At 72.0% G+C, this 15,062-nt stretch carries 16 protein-coding genes and 1 tRNA gene; 5 read left to right on the top strand and 12 right to left on the bottom strand.

All coding sequences use genetic code 11. The features are described from left to right. Positions 1-165 precede the first annotated feature (165 nt). A complete protein-coding gene (locus ACERMF_RS02500; RefSeq protein WP_373667427.1) occupies positions 166-2,082 on the top strand; it encodes a penicillin-binding transpeptidase domain-containing protein in 1,917 nt (638 codons plus the stop codon). Positions 2,083-2,122: 40 nt separating this feature from the next. Continuing rightward, the gene (locus ACERMF_RS02495) at positions 2,123-2,704 is read left to right on the top strand and encodes an HhH-GPD-type base excision DNA repair protein (RefSeq protein WP_373667426.1); all 582 of its coding nucleotides are present in this window, start codon (positions 2,123-2,125) and stop codon (positions 2,702-2,704) included. Positions 2,705-2,713: 9 nt separating this feature from the next. Here ACERMF_RS02495 and ACERMF_RS02490 read toward each other — a convergent pair whose 3' ends face one another. Continuing rightward, a complete protein-coding gene (locus ACERMF_RS02490) occupies positions 2,714-2,875 on the bottom strand; it encodes a DUF3309 family protein (protein ID WP_373667425.1) in 162 nt (53 codons plus the stop codon). A gap of 136 nt (positions 2,876-3,011) precedes the next feature. Here ACERMF_RS02490 and rimK point away from each other — a divergent pair, with 136 nt between their 5' ends. After that, the gene (gene rimK, locus ACERMF_RS02485; RefSeq protein ID WP_373667424.1) at positions 3,012-3,920 is read left to right on the top strand and encodes a 30S ribosomal protein S6--L-glutamate ligase; all 909 of its coding nucleotides are present in this window, start codon (positions 3,012-3,014) and stop codon (positions 3,918-3,920) included. 46 nt (positions 3,921-3,966) lie between these two features. Here the strand turns inward: rimK and ACERMF_RS02480 are convergent, their stop codons facing one another. From ACERMF_RS02480 to ACERMF_RS02470, 3 genes are read right to left on the bottom strand one after another with little or no spacing between them, the layout of a single operon-like run. Further along, entirely contained in the window at positions 3,967-5,346 is a 1,380-nt protein-coding gene (locus ACERMF_RS02480; RefSeq protein ID WP_373667423.1) for an FAD-dependent oxidoreductase, read from the bottom strand. After that, complete coding sequence (locus ACERMF_RS02475; RefSeq protein WP_373667422.1) at positions 5,343-5,849, bottom strand: FABP family protein; 507 nt, start codon at positions 5,847-5,849, stop codon at positions 5,343-5,345. The genes ACERMF_RS02480 and ACERMF_RS02475 overlap by 4 nt, the downstream gene beginning before the upstream one ends. Before the next feature lie 2 nt (positions 5,850-5,851). Further along, complete coding sequence (locus tag ACERMF_RS02470; RefSeq protein WP_373667457.1) at positions 5,852-6,241, bottom strand: FKBP-type peptidyl-prolyl cis-trans isomerase; 390 nt, start codon at positions 6,239-6,241, stop codon at positions 5,852-5,854. A 201-nt stretch (positions 6,242-6,442) separates the two neighbouring features. On the opposite strand from ACERMF_RS02470, the gene ACERMF_RS02465 reads away from it, so the two are divergent. Beyond that, positions 6,443-7,393 (top strand): calcium/sodium antiporter, encoded by a 951-nt coding sequence (locus ACERMF_RS02465; RefSeq protein ID WP_373667421.1) that lies wholly within the window; start codon positions 6,443-6,445, stop codon positions 7,391-7,393. Positions 7,394-7,403: 10 nt separating this feature from the next. On the opposite strand, the gene ACERMF_RS02460 is transcribed toward ACERMF_RS02465, so the two are convergent. From ACERMF_RS02460 to ACERMF_RS02450, 3 genes are all read right to left on the bottom strand, one after another. Continuing rightward, a complete protein-coding gene (locus tag ACERMF_RS02460) occupies positions 7,404-8,282 on the bottom strand; it encodes a hypothetical protein (RefSeq protein ID WP_373667420.1) in 879 nt (292 codons plus the stop codon). 177 nt (positions 8,283-8,459) lie between these two features. Then, on the bottom strand, positions 8,460-8,738 hold the full coding sequence (locus ACERMF_RS02455) for a MoaD/ThiS family protein (RefSeq protein ID WP_373667419.1): 279 nt from the start codon (positions 8,736-8,738) through the stop codon (positions 8,460-8,462). 35 nt (positions 8,739-8,773) lie between these two features. Beyond that, on the bottom strand, positions 8,774-10,165 hold the full coding sequence (locus ACERMF_RS02450) for an alanine/glycine:cation symporter family protein (RefSeq protein WP_373667418.1): 1,392 nt from the start codon (positions 10,163-10,165) through the stop codon (positions 8,774-8,776). A gap of 179 nt (positions 10,166-10,344) precedes the next feature. Here ACERMF_RS02450 and ACERMF_RS02445 point away from each other — a divergent pair, with 179 nt between their 5' ends. Further along, complete coding sequence (locus ACERMF_RS02445; RefSeq protein WP_373667417.1) at positions 10,345-10,791, top strand: response regulator transcription factor; 447 nt, start codon at positions 10,345-10,347, stop codon at positions 10,789-10,791. Between the two features lie 7 nt (positions 10,792-10,798). Here the strand turns inward: ACERMF_RS02445 and ACERMF_RS02440 are convergent, their stop codons facing one another. The 5 genes from ACERMF_RS02440 to sigH all read right to left on the bottom strand — a co-directional run bounded on the left by ACERMF_RS02440 (position 10,799) and on the right by sigH (position 14,988). Continuing rightward, complete coding sequence (locus ACERMF_RS02440; protein ID WP_373667416.1) at positions 10,799-11,464, bottom strand: LytR C-terminal domain-containing protein; 666 nt, start codon at positions 11,462-11,464, stop codon at positions 10,799-10,801. A gap of 7 nt (positions 11,465-11,471) precedes the next feature. Then, positions 11,472-11,762, bottom strand: a complete 291-nt coding sequence (locus ACERMF_RS02435) for a DUF3263 domain-containing protein (RefSeq protein WP_373667415.1) — start codon at positions 11,760-11,762, stop codon at positions 11,472-11,474. A gap of 331 nt (positions 11,763-12,093) precedes the next feature. Continuing rightward, positions 12,094-12,170 (bottom strand) — tRNA-Thr (locus ACERMF_RS02430). Positions 12,171-12,209: 39 nt separating this feature from the next. After that, positions 12,210-14,255 carry a prolyl oligopeptidase family serine peptidase gene (locus ACERMF_RS02425; protein WP_373667414.1) on the bottom strand — a complete coding sequence of 682 codons (2,046 nt, stop codon included), beginning with the start codon at positions 14,253-14,255 and terminating at the stop codon, positions 12,210-12,212. Positions 14,256-14,307: 52 nt separating this feature from the next. Then, the gene (gene sigH / locus ACERMF_RS02420; protein WP_373667413.1) at positions 14,308-14,988 is read right to left on the bottom strand and encodes an RNA polymerase sporulation sigma factor SigH; all 681 of its coding nucleotides are present in this window, start codon (positions 14,986-14,988) and stop codon (positions 14,308-14,310) included. Positions 14,989-15,062: the final 74 nt, after the last annotated feature.

Raw genomic sequence — 15,062 nt, 5'->3', positions numbered from 1 at the left:
CGCGGGCCACGGACCCGTCACCGGTGTGTCAGTGGCCCTGGCAGTGCCCTCGAGTGGACCCGGCGGCCGCGGAAAGGTCAAGCGACGCGGGGGCGGCTCGCCCTGTCCGTACGGACCCGCGCGGTACCGTCGCCCCTGGCTTCGAGGGAGCGGGGAACACCGGCGATGAAAGACCTGCTGATCGCGATCGTCGCCCTGTGCGCACTGGCCGGTGCCGCCTACGGCGGCTGGTGGCTGCTCACGGAGAGCGACGTGCTCACCGGCGGTGAGGCCGAAGTGGCCGATCCGGCCGAGACGGCCACCGACTTTCTCGCGGCCTGGGAGGCCGGCGACCACGACCGGATGGTGGAGCTGACCCGTGCCGCCCCCGAGTCGATGGTTCCCACGTACGAGCAGTTCGCCGAGGGACTGGAGTACCGCGAGCTGCGGGCGACGGCGCGCGAGCAGGACCAGGTCGCTGACGGCCGGGTCCGCACGCCGGTCGACGTGACCGTCGTCGGGGAGGACTACGGCGAGATCAGCTGGGAGGTCGAGCTCGAGCTGCTGCGCGAGCGGGGCCAGTGGGGCGTGTCCTGGGCGCCGAACGCCGTGCACCCCTCGCTGCGCCCCGGCATGGCCTTCGAGGTCGTGCGCGAGGAACTCGACCGCGCGCCGATCCTGGCGTCCGGTGGCGAGGAGCTCGCCGGCGAGCAGTCGCTGGTCACCCTCGGCTTCGAGCCGGGCACCGTCCAGGACACCGAGCTGCTGGTCGAGGCGTTCGAGGAGGCCGTCCCCGGCAGCGGCGAGACCGTCACCCGCATCCTGGGACGCGGCAACCTCGTCGACGGCTGGTTCTACCCCGTCACCACGCTGCCGGCCGAGCCGGGCGCCGAGGCGTGGGGCCGGCTGCGCGGCGTGCGGGGAACCCTGCAACGCTCGGGCACCGGTCGGGCGTTGCTCGACCAGGGATTCGCCCAACACGTCGTCGGCCGCGTCGACGAAGCGACGGCCGAACAGCTCGAACGCCTCGGCGAGCCGTACGAGGTCGGCGACGAGGTGGGCCAGTTCGGCCTCGAGGCGGTTTTCGAACGGGAGCTCGTCGACGCCGTCCGGGTCCAGGTCGTGTTGCGCGAACGGCCCGGCGGACCGGTCCGTGAGGTCCTCGGCGAGTCACTGTCGGGCGGGACGGACGCCGTACGCACCACCCTGGACGTCCGGGTCCAGCGGGCGGTCGAGAACGCGCTCACCGGCTTCGATGGCGAGGCCGCGATCGTGGTCGTCGACGCCGCCGACGGGGCGATCCGCGCCAGCGCGAGCCGGCCCCTGTCGGGCTACAACCGCGCGTTCGAGGGCCGCTACCCGCCCGGGAGCACGTTCAAGATCGTCACGGCCGAGGCCCTGCTCGCCTCCGGCCTCGAGCCCGCGTCCGAGGTCGCGTGCCCCGACCGGGTCGTCGTCGGTGGGCTCGCCGTCCCCAACGCCGGTGGCCTGGACCTGGGAACGACCTCCCTCCAGCAGGCGCTCGCGGACTCGTGCAACACCACGTTCGCCGCGCTGGCGGCGTCGGAACTGGGCGCCGACGCGCTGACCGCCGCTGCGGAGCGGTTCGGCTTCGGGACCGAGCCGGCACTACCCCTGGCCGCGTTCGGCGGGTCCTTCCCCACACCGGCGGACACGGCGGAACTGGCCGCGGCGGCCTTCGGCCAGGCCCGCGTCGAGGTGTCACCGCTCCACCTGGCCTCGGTGGCCGCGGCTGCCCGCTCCGGCGTGTGGCGGCCGCCGCACCTGATGGAGACCGACACGCCGGGCGACGCGCGCCAGCTCAGTGGCGGCATCCTGGAGGACCTGCGGCGCATGCTGCGGGCCGTGGTCACCGACGGCAACGGCACGGCGGCCGAGGTGTCCGGCGACAGCGGGGTCGAGGGCAAGACGGGCACCGCGCAGGCGAGCGGCGACGTCGAGCACGCCTGGTTCGTCGGCTCATGGGAGCAGTACGGTTTCGCGGTCCTGGTCGAGAACGGCGGCTCCGGCAGCGAGGTGGCCGCACCGCTCGCCGGACGCCTCGTCGACGAACTGCAGGTACAGCTGGCCGGCGACGGCTGAGCGAGACCAACCGCTCCACGACCCGGAGGCGTGCTTTCCGATGCCGACCCTGACACTCACCGGAGAACCCGACGCCGACCGCCTGCTGTCGGACAACCCGTTCGCCCTGCTCGTCGGCATGCTGCTCGACCAGCAGATCGCCATGGAGCAGGCATTCGTCGGCCCGCAGCGCCTGGCGGAGCGGCTCGACGGACCGTTGACGCCGGCCGCGGTCGCCGGCCTCGACCCCGACCAGCTCGAAGCGCTCTTCCGGGTCAGGCCCGCGATCCACCGCTACCCGGGGTCGATGGCGAAGCGGGTCCACGCACTGGCCGTCACGCTCGTCGAGGACCACGACGGTGATGCCGAGGGCGTGTGGCGGGACGCCGCGGACGGGCCCGAGCTGAAGCGCCGACTCACCGCGCTGCCCGGGTTCGGCGACCAGAAGGCGCGGATCTTCGTCGCGCTGCTGGGCAAGCAGTGCGGTGTCACGCCGCCGGGCTGGCGCGAGGCAGCCGGGGACTACGGCCAGGAGGGATTCCGCTCGATCGCCGACGTCGTCGACCAGCAGACGCTGCTGAAGGTGCGCGCGTGGAAGCAGGCGAAGAAGGCCCGGGCGAAGGAGGCAGCGGCCGACGCCTGACGGTGGCGCCTACACCTCCGGTACGACGGCGTACCGGAACAGCAGCATGGTGACCAGACCCATGGCCAGCATGCCGGCCGGCGCCCACGACCAGCCACGACTCCACGGCCACAGCGGCGCCGCGAGCAACGTGAGCGCGGCGGTGACGACGAGCGGCAACAGTTCGATCATGGGCCGCGACGCTACCGGGTCCGCCGCGCACCGCGGTCCCGCCGATACCCGCCGGCGGGTGTGGCGCACTAGCGTGCGCGGCGTTCCATGACCTAGGCACGACGACACGTCGGCCGCCGATCCCTCGGATGCGCACGTGAAGCTCGCGATCCTCTCGCGCAACTCCCAGCTGTACTCGACCCGCCGACTGCGTGAGGCGGCGGAGCAACGTGGGCACGAGGTGCGCATCGTCGACTACCTGCGGTGCGTGATCGACATCACCTCGCACCGCCCGGCGATCCACTACGGCGGGGCCCGCCTCGACACCGTCGACGCGGTCATCCCGCGCATCGGCGCCACGCACACCTTCTACGGCACCGCCGTGGTGCGACAGTTCGAGATGATGGGGGTCTACCCGGCCGTCGATTCCCAGGCGATCTCCCGCTCCCGCGACAAGCTGCGCTCGCTGCAATTGTTGGCCGCGGAGGGGGTCGGCCTCCCGGTGACGTCGTTCGCACACTCGACCAAGGACATCGACGGACTCGTCGCCCTGGTCGGCGGGGCCCCGGTGGTCGTCAAGTTGCTCGAGGGCACCCAGGGGATGGGCGTCGTCCTCGCCGAGACGAAGAAGGCCGCCGAATCGGTGATCGGGGCGTTCCGTCAGCTCAACGCCAACATCCTCGTGCAGGAGTTCATCAAGGAGGCCGGCGGCTCCGACATCCGCGCCTTCGTCGTCGGCAACCGCGTCGTCGCGGCGATGGAGCGCACCGCCGCCCCCGGCGAGTTCCGCTCGAACGTGCACCGGGGTGGCGAAGCGAAGAAGATCCGGTTGACCCCCGAGGAGCGCGCCGCGGCGAAGCGCGCCGCCAAGATCCTCGGCCTCAACGTCGCCGGCGTCGACCTGATGCGCTCCAACCACGGGCCCGTCGTGCTCGAGGTCAACTCGTCCCCGGGGCTCGAGGGCATCGAGACCTCCACCGGCATCGACGTCGCCGGCAAGGTGATCGAGTACATCGAGACCAACGCCGACGTGCGCAACGCCAACCGGTCGCGCAAGAAGGCATGAGCGGGTCGGCCACCCCGTAACGCGCGGTTCGACGGGCGGCCGCTGGTCAGCGGGTTTCGTCGGCCAGCACGGCGTCCCACGCCTTGCGTGCGCCGATGAGGACCGGGTCCCAGACGGCCGAGAACGGCGGCGCGTAGGACAGGTCCACGTTGAGCAGCTCCTCGACCGTCATCTCGTTCCACAGGGCGGCCGCGAAGGTGTCGATCCGCTTGCACGACCCTTCCTCGCCGACGATCTGCGCCCCGAGGAGCCGGCCGGAGCGGCGCTCCGCGATCACCTTGACCTGCATGCTCGCCGTGTCGGGCCAGTAGCCGGCCTTGGTGGTCGTCTCGACCGTGGCGCAGACGGGGTCGTAGCCGGCCGCGTGGGCATCGGTTTCGCCGAGACCGGTGCGACCGATCTCGACCCCGCAGATCTTGGTCACGGCGGTGCCGAGCACGCCGGGGAAGGTGGCGTAGTCGCCGCCGAGGTTGATGCCCGCGACGCGGCCGGTCTTGTTGGCGATCGTCCCGAGCGCGATGGTGGTCGGCGCTCGGGTGACGCGGTGGTGCACCTCGGCACAGTCACCGGCGGCCCAGACCCCCTCCACCCGGGCCCGCTGGCGGACGTCGACCACGACGCCGCCGCTCTCGTCACCGACGGGGATGCCCGCCGCACGTGCGAGCTCGGTGTTCGGTCGCGACCCCAGGCCAAGGATCACGACGTCCGCCGGCAGCTCACCGGCCGACGTGGTCACGCGCATGCCCCGGTCGCCGTGGTGCTCGACCGCCACCACCTCCGTCTCGAGGTGGAGCCGGATGCCCATGCCCTGCATCGCGTCGGCGACCTGGCACCCGAGATCGGCGTCGATCGTGCGCATGGGCCGTTCGGTCCGCTCGATCAGGTCGACGGTGTAGCCGCGGACGACCATCGCCTCGGCCATCTCCAGGCCGATGTAGCCGGCACCGACCACCACGGCGTGACGGACGTCCTTGGCGTCGAGGTGGTCGAGGATGGCCTGTCCGTCGTCGAGCGTCTGGACCCCGAACACTCCCGGCCCGTCGAGCCCCGGTAGGTCGGGGCGCAGTGGCACGGCGCCCATCGCCAGCAGCAGCTGGTCGTAGGGCTCGTCGTACTCCCGACCCGAACCGAGGTCGCGCACGCGTACCCGTCCGGCGTCGGTGTCGACGGCGACGACCTCGTGCCGGGTCCGCGCCTGGATGTGATGGACGTCCCGGAACTGCTGCGGCGTCCGGACCACGAGGTCCTCGCGCGCATCGACCACCTCGCCGATCCAGTACGGGATCCCGCAGGCCGAGTACGAGGTGTCGCTGCCGCGCTCGAGGACCACGATCTCGAGGACGTCGGGACCACGCCGGCGCCGGGCCTGGCTGGCCGCACTCATCCCTGCGGCGTCGCCACCGACGACGACCAGGCGCTCGGTCACGCGTCCGCCGCCGCTCGGCGGTGCAGGCGGGCCTGCAGGTGGTGGGTCTCGGGCGTGTCCGCGTGTGCCATCCAGACGTCGTAGGCCAGCACGTCGGCGTCGAGGACGAACCGGCGCCGCAGGGAGCGCACCTGCTTGGCGGTCGCGGTGCGCCCCACCGTGGTCGTGCGCAACTCGATGACGCCGTCGGCGAAGCGGCCCTCCTCGACCTCGACGATGCCGGTCGGGTGGGCGAGCACGAACTCGACCGCCACCGAGGTCGGATCGACGTCCGCGACGATCCGGAGGTAGCCGACCTCGGCGTGCATCGGGGCCCCGCTGTCGGGGTGCGCCGTGCGTTGGGCGTAGACGAGAAACGGCTTGCCGACGTGGGTGAAGCTGACCTGCTCGCGGTAGCGGAACGCGGCGATGGTGGGATAGTGGCCCTCGCCTTCGCCGGCCCAGGTCCCGAGCAGCGGCGCCAGCGGCGTGAGCGACGGGTGCAGGTCGGCGGAGGCGGTCATGCTCAGGCCTGGACGTCCAGCAGGTCGACCACGAACACCAGCGTCTCGCCGGGGGCGATGACGCCGTTGCCGGCACCACGGTCGCCGTACGCGAGATCCGGCGGGATGATCAGCTGACGCCGCCCACCGACACGCATGCCCTCGACGCCCTGGTCCCAGCCCGCGATGACGTCCTGCGCCCCGAGGGTGAAGCTGAAGGGTTGGCCGCGATCCCACGACGCGTCGAACTCCTCGCCGGTGGACCAGGCGACACCCACGTACTGCACCGTCACGCGTGAGCCGACCGTGGCCTCGTCCCCGTCGCCGACGACCAGGTCGTTGGTGACGAGGTCGTCGGGCGGTGGTGTGCCCAACTCGGGGAGCTCGCTGGCCGGGTCGGGGCGCTGCTGCATGTCCACGTCCTCTGCCGTCTGACCGGTCGGGTCGGCGTCCGGCGTGTCGTCACCACAGCCGGCCAGCAGCGTGGCGGCCGCCACGGCCGCCGCCACCAGGACCCGCCCCGTCATCGCGCCGTTCCTCGTCGAACCGAGCCACCGTCGTTCGCGGTGGGGCGGCGAGCCTATCGGGGGCGACCCACCGGCTACCGTCCGCGCATGCTGATGCCCGTCCTGGGGGTCCTCGCCGGCCTCGCGCTCCTCACGTTCGCCGCCGACCAGTTCGTGGCCGGCGCCGCACGCATCGCCACAGCCATGCGGCTGTCGGCCATCGTGGTCGGCGCCGTGGTCATCGGGTTCGGCACCAGTGCGCCCGAGATGGTCGTCTCCGGCCTCGCGGCCGGACAGGGCTCGCTCGACATCGGCGTGGGCAACATCGTCGGCTCGAACGTGGCCAACCTGACCCTCGTACTGGGTGTGGCCGCGATGATCACGCCGATCGCGGTCGGTTCCAGCGTCCTGCGACGCGAGGCGCCCCTGTCGCTGGCCCTGACGGTCGTGTTCGCCGTGCTCGTCCAGGGCGGACTCAGCCGGTGGAATGCCGCGCTGCTCGGGCTGTTGCTGCTGGTGGCGCTGACCCTGATCTTGCGGTCCTCGCGCGGCGGCACCGGCAACGAGAGCCTCGCCGGAGGCGTCGACGAGTACGTCGGTGCGCAGCGGCCGTCCCTGCCCCGGGAGTGGACCCGCACGGTGCTGGGCCTGGTCGGGACCCTGATCGCGGCGCAGATCCTGGTCACCTCCGCCTCGACCATCGCGGCCGAGCTCGGGCTGGCCGAGGGGTTCGTCGGACTCACGGTCGTGGCGATCGGGACCTCGCTCCCCGAGTTGGCGACGGCCGTCCAGGCGGCGCGCAAGGGGCAGACCGACCTCATCGTCGGCAACCTGCTCGGCAGCAACCTCTTCAACTCCGGAGCGGTCGCGGCCGTGGCCGGTCTGGCCGGTCCCGGCCCGCTCAGCGACCCCACCATCGTCGGCTTCGCGACCATCCTCATGGTGGGGGTGAGCGTGCTCGCCACGGCGTTCATGGTGACCGGCAAACGCGTCGTGCGCTGGGAGGGGGCTGCGCTGCTGCTCGGCTACCTCGTGTGCCTCCCGCTGCTCGCGGGCTGACCGGACATCCTCAGCCCTGGTCGCCGGCGGTCTCGTCCGGTGGCGGTGGCGACGGCCGCGGTGGTGCGGGCGGCGCAGGCGTGGGGCTCGGCTCCGGCTCCGGCTCGGGCTTCGGCTCCGGCTTGGGTTCCGGCTTCGGCTCGGGCTGGGGTTCCGGCTTGGGTTCCGGCTTCGGCTCGGGCTCGGGCCCGGGCTCGGGCGTCGGCTCCGGCTCGGTCGTCGGTTGCGGCGACGCGGGCCGGGTCGGGGCACTGACGGTTCGACGCGGGCGCACGCGCTCCTGCTGCGGCTCGCGGAGCAGGCGTTCGAGATCGTCGTACCAGCCACTCTCGGTGGCCAGCACCGGACGGTCGAAGTTCACCGTCTCGGGTGCCGGCACCACCTGCGGGCCGTCGCAGTCGGGACCGACCAACTCCTGCACCTGTTCGGCCTCGACGGGCTGCTCGCCGATCAGCGCCACTCGTACCCGCAGTTCCCCGACGACCTCACCACAGGGGGGGTCACCGGCAGGCAGCAGGTACAGCGGCGCGCGGGCGAGTTCACCGGCGCTCGTCGGCCGGGCCGCCGGACCCCCGACGACGACTGGTGCTGGCGCGTCGGACACCCCGTCGACGACGGCGTAGACGACCAGCCGGGTGTCCGGCGCGAGGCTACGACCTTCGCTCCCGCGGACGGCGAGGTGCACCGGGGCCCGGTGGCCCGGAACGAGTTGGCGCGGCACGGCCAGGTGCAGCGAGAGTCCCGGTCCGGCCTGCGACACGGGGAGGGCGGCCTCGACATCGGCGACGTCGGCCGCGTGGTGCGGTGCCCCGTCGTGCTCCCAGGTGTCGATCGCCCACCACCCGACGGCGCCCACCGCGAGCAACATCGCCAGGAGAACTGCGCTCACCCGACCTGGGTGTCCTGCATCGCTGCCCACTGCCCCACCACTTCCCGTAGAAACTCGAACAGCCGCAGCATCGCCGTTCACCTGGTCGTCTGAACGCGACCGTTCGGGTAGGCATTCGCCCGTCGGACCACCGGCCGTGTGGCCCTGGCAGGTCGGGGCGCGGACGGGCGGGGTCGGTCAAGCGACTCCGCCGGCCACGGCCGGCACGATGGACACCGTGTCGTCCGCGCCGACCTCGGTGGCCAGGCCCTCGCGCGACCGCACGTCCTCGGCGCCGACGAACACGTGCACGAACGGGCGCAGCCGTCCCTCGTCGTCGACGATCCGCTCGAGCAACCCGGGATGGTCCTGCCCGAGGCGCACGAGCACCGCGCGGAGGTCAGCGCCCTCGACGGCCACCTCGGGGCGACCCCCGGTGAGCGCCCGCAACGGGGTCGGGATGCGCACGATCGCCACGACGTCGATCCTTCTGCACGGCGCGGCCGCGGCCGTCACCGGCTCGGCGGTGACGCGTCGCTCGGCGCGTCGAGGTCCTTCCAGTCGCGCCGCCCCAGATACACCCGCGTCTCGCGGGCAACGAGTCCGGAGAGCAACAGCAGGCCGACCAGATTGGGCAACGCCATCAGTCCGTTGAGGATGTCGGAGAAGGTCCACACGACCTCCAACTCGGCGGTCGCGCCCACGAAGATGACGGCGATGAACAGCACCCGGTAGGGCACCACGGCGCGGCGCCCGAACAGGAAGTCCATGTTGCGTTCGCCGTAGTACGCCCACCCCAGCAGGGTGGAGAAGGCGAAGAACGCGACGCTGAGGGTGACGATGATGCTGCCCCACTCGCCGGGCAGACCTTGCGAGAAGGCCTGCGAGGTGAGGGTCGCACCCTCCTCCTCGCCGAGTTCCCAGACCCCCGTGACGACCAGGGTCAGGCCGGTGAACGTGACGACCACCAGCGTGTCGAGGAAGGTCTGCGTCATCGACACCAGGGCCTGGCGCACCGGATTCGTGGTCTGTGCCGCCGCGGCGGCGATGGCGCCGGTGCCGAGGCCGGACTCGTTGGAGAAGATGCCGCGTGCGACACCCATCCGGATCACCGTCAGCAGCCCGGCCCCGACGAAACCGCCCGTCGCCGCCGTGCCCGTGAAGGCGTCGGAGAAGATCATGGCCAGCGCACCGGGGATCTCGGCGGCGTTGGCGGCCAGCACGATCGTGGCGCCGACGAGGTAGATGATCGCCATGACCGGCACGAAGGCGGCGGCGAAACGCCCGATCGCCTTGATGCCGCCGATCAGGACGGCACCGGCGCCGAGCACGAGCACGAGGCCCGTCAGCCAGGTGGCGACACCGAACTCGTCACTCATGACGTCGGCCACGGTGTTGGCCTGGACGCCGTTGCCGATGCCGAACGCGGCGACCGCGGCGAACACGGCGAACAGGATCCCGAGGACCTTGCCGAGCGTCCCTCCGACCCCGTCGCGCAGGTAGAACATCGGGCCGCCCGACTGCTCGCCGGCGGCGTCGCGACGGCGGTACTTCACCCCGAGGAACGCCTCCGCGTACTTGGTGGCCATGCCCACCAGGCCCGTCATCCACATCCAGAACAGGGCGCCCGGACCGCCGATGCCGATCGCCGTGGCGACCCCGGCGATGTTGCCGACCCCGATGGTGGCGGCCAGCGCCGTCGCCAGCGCCTGGTAGTGGGTGACGTCGCCCTCGCCGCCGGCCTCCTTGCGCTTGATCAACGCCAGCCACAGGGCGTAGGTGAGCTTGTGGAACTGCACGCCACGCAGCAGCACGGTCAGGTACAGGCCGGTGAGCAGCAACAGCGGGATGAGCAGCCACGGGCCCCAGACGAAATCGCTGATCGTGCCCAGCACCTCGGACATGGAGCAAGCCCCTCGTCGGCGTCGTCAAACGTGGATCTCGGCGCGGTCGACGAATCTAGTCACCTGTGCGCGACGACGTCGGCCCGGGCGCCCCGCGCGGCCCGGAGGCTGGAGAACAAGACGTCTCGGCCGACAGGGGCCATACTCCTCACCTGGCAATCCCCGAAAGGTGCTCCAGGATGGCCGACAACGAACGGCGCCGCGTACTGGTCGTCGACGACGAACCCGACGTCCTGCTGCTGTGCCGCGTCAACCTCGAGTTCGAGGGCTACGACGTCATCGAGGCCAGCGACGGGGAGGACGCCCTGGCCAAGGTGCGGGCCCACCACCCCGACGTGGTGCTGCTCGACGTGATGATGCCCAAGCTCGACGGCTGGCAGGTGCTCGAGGCCATCAAGGCCGACGAGGCGACGCGCGACATCCCGGTCGTCATCCTGACCGCCAAGGTGCAGGACCAGGACCAGATCCGCGGTTGGTCGCACGGCGCGGCCGACTACATCACCAAGCCGTTCTCGCCGTTGGCCCTGTCGCAGGTGCTGCAGGACGTGCTCGCGACCGCCCCCGAGGAGGAGGAGCGGCGTCGACGCATGATCCTCGAGAAGCTCGAGTTGCTGCAGAACAACTGACCGGCGCTCAACCCCGGTCGGCGCCGACGACCACGTGGACGCTGACCGACTCCGACAGGTTGCCCGGCTGTGGCCGGACGTCGCCCGCGCCGATCGCGGCCGCGACCTGGCGCGCCGCCGCCTCGTTGCCACTGGTCCAGAGCACCGTGGTGACGGTGTAGTCGAGGGCCTGGTTCTCGGCCACGACGCGGTAGCCCCCGCCGCGCAACTGCTGGGCGACACCACGAGCCGCGGCGCCCCCGTCGGCCTTGTAGCCGTCGAGGACCTGGATCGAGATGTTCCCGGGGGCGATCGCTGGCTCCGGTTCGGGCTCGGGTTCGGGCTCGGGCTCCGGTTCGGGCTCGGGTTCCGGCTCGGGCTCCGGTTCGGGCTCGGGTTCGGGTTCGGGTTCGGGTTCCGGCTCGGGTTCGGGCTCCGGCTCCGGTTCCTCGCTGGCCTCGTCGACGGGCGGCGTGGGCTCGCGGGTCGCCTCGGCGTCGGGTGCGGCGTCCTCGTCCGCGGCAGGATCGTCGATCCCGCCGGCCGCCACCTGTTCGGGCGGCGTGCGGTCCATCGCGCCGACGAAGGCGAACGCGCCAGAGGTCACCACCACCACGGCCAGGGCGATGCCCAACCGTCGCGCCAGCGCGGCGCCGACGCTCTCCGGTGCCTCGTCGCGCGGCGCGGTCTCCATCGATCGCCTAGCGGGCGTCGGCGTCCAGGCGCCTCGCGGCGCGCTGACGCTGGCGGGCCGATCGCAGCCGACGCAGGCGCTTGACCAGCATCGGGTCGTAGGCCAGGGCGGCCTCGTCGTCGATCACCTCGTTGAGCAGCTGGTAATAGCGCGTCGGCGACAGGTCGAACTGGTCGCGTACCGCCTGCTCCTTGGCGCCGGCGTACCGCCACCACTCGCGCTCGAAGTCGAGGATCTGGCGCGCACGCTGGTCGATACCGGTGCCTGCGGCCGCGACATCGTGCGGTTCGGCGCTCACGGGACGGACTCCAGGGCTCGACGGGTTCCCAGCGTCGCAGACGAATGACACGCGTGCAACTACACGGGCGCAGGTACGGGCACGACCGCCGGGCCCTGGCGGACCGGCCCCGTTTCGGCCCGGGGCACGAAAATGGACGCCGCCCCGCCCGGGACCGACGGGCGGGGCGGTCCACTTTCGGCTCCCGGAACGAAAGCCGGCACGGTGCCTCGCGACCAGGCGCTGCGCGCGCCCTCCTTTCGGCTCCCGGACCGAAAACCGGCAGGCCCACCGCTACCGGGCCCGGTGGTGGCCCCCACATTGTGCTCCGGGAACGAAGGTCGTCACTCGCTGGAGCCGAGGAGGGGATTCGAACCCCTGACCATCCGCTTACAAGGCGGGCGCTCTACCGAACTGAGCTACCTCGGCGGGAGGCGGAACGGTAGCGGCATCCCGCCCGGAGCAACGTCAGCCGACCTCGGGGCTCACGGCGGTGGCGGAGGCCGCGTCGTCGGCCTCGTTCCCGTCCTTGCCGAGCAGGTGCCGGGCATGCCAGTCGAGGACCACCTCGAACCGCTCGACGCGGTGCTTCGGACTGCCGCTGCGGGACAGTTCGTGGGTCTCGTCGGGGAAGCGGACCATCTCGGTGGTCACGCCGGCGCGCTTGAGGGCGAGGAAGTACTGCTCGCCCTGCTCGATCGGGCAGCGGTAGTCCGCCTCGCTGTGCAGGACCAGGGTCGGCGCGGTCACCGTCGAGGCGGTCCACACCGGACTCGCAGTGCGGTGGGTCTCGACGCCGTCGGGCAGCGAGGCGGACAGGAACATCCGGTCGAAGTAGGGCCCGATGTCGGAGGTTCCGGAGAACGACTCCCAGACGAGGAGTCCCCGCTCGACGATCGCGGAGCGGTAGCGGTCCGACCGCGCGATCAGGCGCGCCGTCGCGTAGCCGCCGTAGGAGCCGCCCATGATGCCGATGCGTTCGGGATCGGCCTGGGGGAAGCGTTCGAGCGTGGCGTCGACGAGCGCTTCGAGGTCGAGGGTGTCCACCGACCCGTGGTCGTGCCACACGCCGACGACCGCGCGTGCCCATTCCGCGCCGCGCCCCGACGAGCCACGGGGGTTGCAGCCCACCGCCAGGTAGCCGGCACCGGCCTCGACCTGGAACTCGTCGAAGAAGTAGTCGCCGTACTGCGAGGTCGGGCCGCCGTGGATGTTGATCAGCAGCGGGACGCTCGCTTCGGCGGCGGTGTCGAAGCCGTCGGGCAGGACCGCCCAGGCATCGATGGACGCACCGTCGCGCTCGAACGCGAACCGCTGGGTCGGCCGCACGTCGACCTTCGCGCGGAAGTTCTTCGCCAGGTCCGTGACGTTGCGTTCGCGACCGTCCTGCAACCAGATGAGTTCACCCGGCGTCGAGGGGTCGGTCATGGTGAACGCCATCGCCGAGCCGTCGCCGCGCGCGCCGTATCCGGTGATGCAGCGAGGCCCGGTCACGACCTCGGTGACCTGCGGTGGCGTGTCGCCCTCCGGATCCCATGCGTCGAGGTCCACCCGGACCACCTTGGTGGTACCCGCGTCCTCGAGGGCGATCAGGAAGCCGCCGTCGACGAACTGCGGGCCCGTCGTGGCGTTGGCCGGCGCGCCGGGGAGCACGTCACGGTCGAGGTGCGCCAGCAGTTCCACCGGTTCGAACGGCTGGTCCCCGGTCTCGGAGGGGCGGCACCAGAACACGCCGTGGTTGCCGGGCCAGTCGAAGGGGTCGCGTTGCCCCACGACGAAGAGCCGGCCGTCCGGGGCATAGCTGACCCACGCCCACGACCCGGGGGCGAGCAGCGGCCGTACCTCGTGCGAGTCGACGTCGAGTTCGAACACCTGGGTGTCCGGCGCGAGGTCGTCACCGGCCTCGGGCCGCGCGATGAAGGCGATCGCCTTGCCGTCCGGCCGCCAGCTCGGGTCGCCGTGGTCGCGGTCAGGGGTGGTCAGCCGTTGCGGTTCGTCGCTGCCGTCGAGGCCGACGAGGTAGAGGTGGTCGGTGCGGTCGTGCACCCAGCCCCCCGCGTCGGTGCGGTAGGGCAGCCTGGTCACGCGCTTTGGTCGGCGGCGCCGTTCGTCGTCGTCGAGGTCCGCCACCTCGTCGGCATAGCGGGCGGCCACCAGCACCAGCTGTTCCGAGTCGGGCGACCACGCGAAGCCGGACACGCCGAGCGGCAGGTCGGTGCGTCGCTGCGCCTCGCCGCCGTCGGCCGGCATGATCACCAGCTGCGGGCGTTGGTCGTCGCCCTCGGCGGTGCGCAGGAAGGCGAGCCACCGGCCGTCGGGCGACCACTTCGGGGAGCGGTCCGACATGCCATGGGTGAAGCGGCGCGTACGCACGCCGTCGAACAGGTGGATCGACCGCAGGTTGCGGTCGTTGTCGAGGTCGTGCTCAGCGAGCACGAAGGCGACCCGGACCCCGTCGGGGTGCAGTTGCGGGTCGGCGGGAAGCACGAGGTGTTCGAGGTCGTTCGCGCGCACGCGGGGCTCCTGGACGTCGACCGGGCAACGGGACGTCCGAAACTACCCGCCCCTACGCGGCGACACGGTCCTCGAGCTTGCGCTTGATGCGCTGCAGCGCGTTGTCGACCGCTTTGGTGTGTCGGCCGAGACGGCTGGCGATCTCGTCGTAGCTGCGTCCGTCGAGGTAGAGCTCGAGCACCTCGGCCTCGAATCCGGACAGGACGCGCGCGAGCCCCGTCCGTAGCCGATGGACCTCGTCCGCGCCGACGAGCAACGCGAGCGGGTCCTCGTGGTCGCCCGCGGTCAACGTCTCGGCCAGGCTGCCGGCCACGCGGTCGCCGTCGCCGGGTGGCCCGTCGAGGCTGACGGAGCCGTTGAGCGGCGCATGCTTCTGGCGGGTCGCGCTGCGTACGGCGCTCAGCACCTGGCGGGTGATGCACAGCTCGGCGAACGAGCGGAACGAGCAGCCGCCGCTCGGGGCGAAGTCGCGGACGGCCTTGAACAGCCCGATCATCGCTTCCTGGGCGAGGTCCTCGCGGTCGCCCCCGACGAGGTAGTAGTTGCGTGCACGCGCACGCGCGAAGCCGCGGTAGCGCGCCAGCAGTTCGGTCGTCGCCCGCTCGTCCCCGCCTCGGGCCCGGTCGACCAACGACTCGTCGGAGAGCCCGGTGTGCCGTGACGCGTGGTGTCGGCGTCGCAGTGGCGCGCTGGTGCGTCGCTGCCCGCTCGTCAGCCCGGTTCGCTGGGTCATCGTCGCCCCCCGTCCGGCCGGGGTCGACGACCCCGGTCGCACGACCCAACGAGCGACCGACCCCCGGGTTGCGC

The sequence above is a fragment of the Egicoccus sp. AB-alg6-2 genome (genome assembly GCF_041821025.1).
In the GTDB taxonomy this organism is placed as follows: Bacteria; Actinomycetota; Nitriliruptoria; order Nitriliruptorales; family Nitriliruptoraceae; genus Egicoccus.
The sequence above is the reverse complement of the archived record's forward strand: the minus strand, read 5'-3'. Positions and strand labels throughout refer to the sequence as shown.

Excerpts from the sequence above, each read along its gene's own strand:
- ACERMF_RS02445 (WP_373667417.1), top strand. The coding sequence starts at position 10,345 with ATGGCCGACAACGAACGGCGCCGCGTACTGGTCGTCGACGACGAACCC.
- ACERMF_RS02440 (WP_373667416.1), bottom strand. The coding sequence starts at position 11,464 with ATGGAGACCGCGCCGCGCGACGAGGCACCGGAGAGCGTCGGCGCCGCG.
- ACERMF_RS02490 (WP_373667425.1), bottom strand. The coding sequence starts at position 2,875 with ATGATCGAACTGTTGCCGCTCGTCGTCACCGCCGCGCTCACGTTGCTC.
- sigH (WP_373667413.1), bottom strand. The coding sequence starts at position 14,988 with ATGACCCAGCGAACCGGGCTGACGAGCGGGCAGCGACGCACCAGCGCG.
- ACERMF_RS02465 (WP_373667421.1), top strand. The coding sequence starts at position 6,443 with ATGCTGATGCCCGTCCTGGGGGTCCTCGCCGGCCTCGCGCTCCTCACG.
- ACERMF_RS02475 (WP_373667422.1), bottom strand. The coding sequence starts at position 5,849 with ATGACCGCCTCCGCCGACCTGCACCCGTCGCTCACGCCGCTGGCGCCG.
- ACERMF_RS02500 (WP_373667427.1), top strand. The coding sequence starts at position 166 with ATGAAAGACCTGCTGATCGCGATCGTCGCCCTGTGCGCACTGGCCGGT.
- ACERMF_RS02450 (WP_373667418.1), bottom strand. The coding sequence starts at position 10,165 with ATGTCCGAGGTGCTGGGCACGATCAGCGATTTCGTCTGGGGCCCGTGG.
- ACERMF_RS02470 (WP_373667457.1), bottom strand. The coding sequence starts at position 6,241 with ATGCAGCAGCGCCCCGACCCGGCCAGCGAGCTCCCCGAGTTGGGCACA.
- ACERMF_RS02495 (WP_373667426.1), top strand. The coding sequence starts at position 2,123 with ATGCCGACCCTGACACTCACCGGAGAACCCGACGCCGACCGCCTGCTG.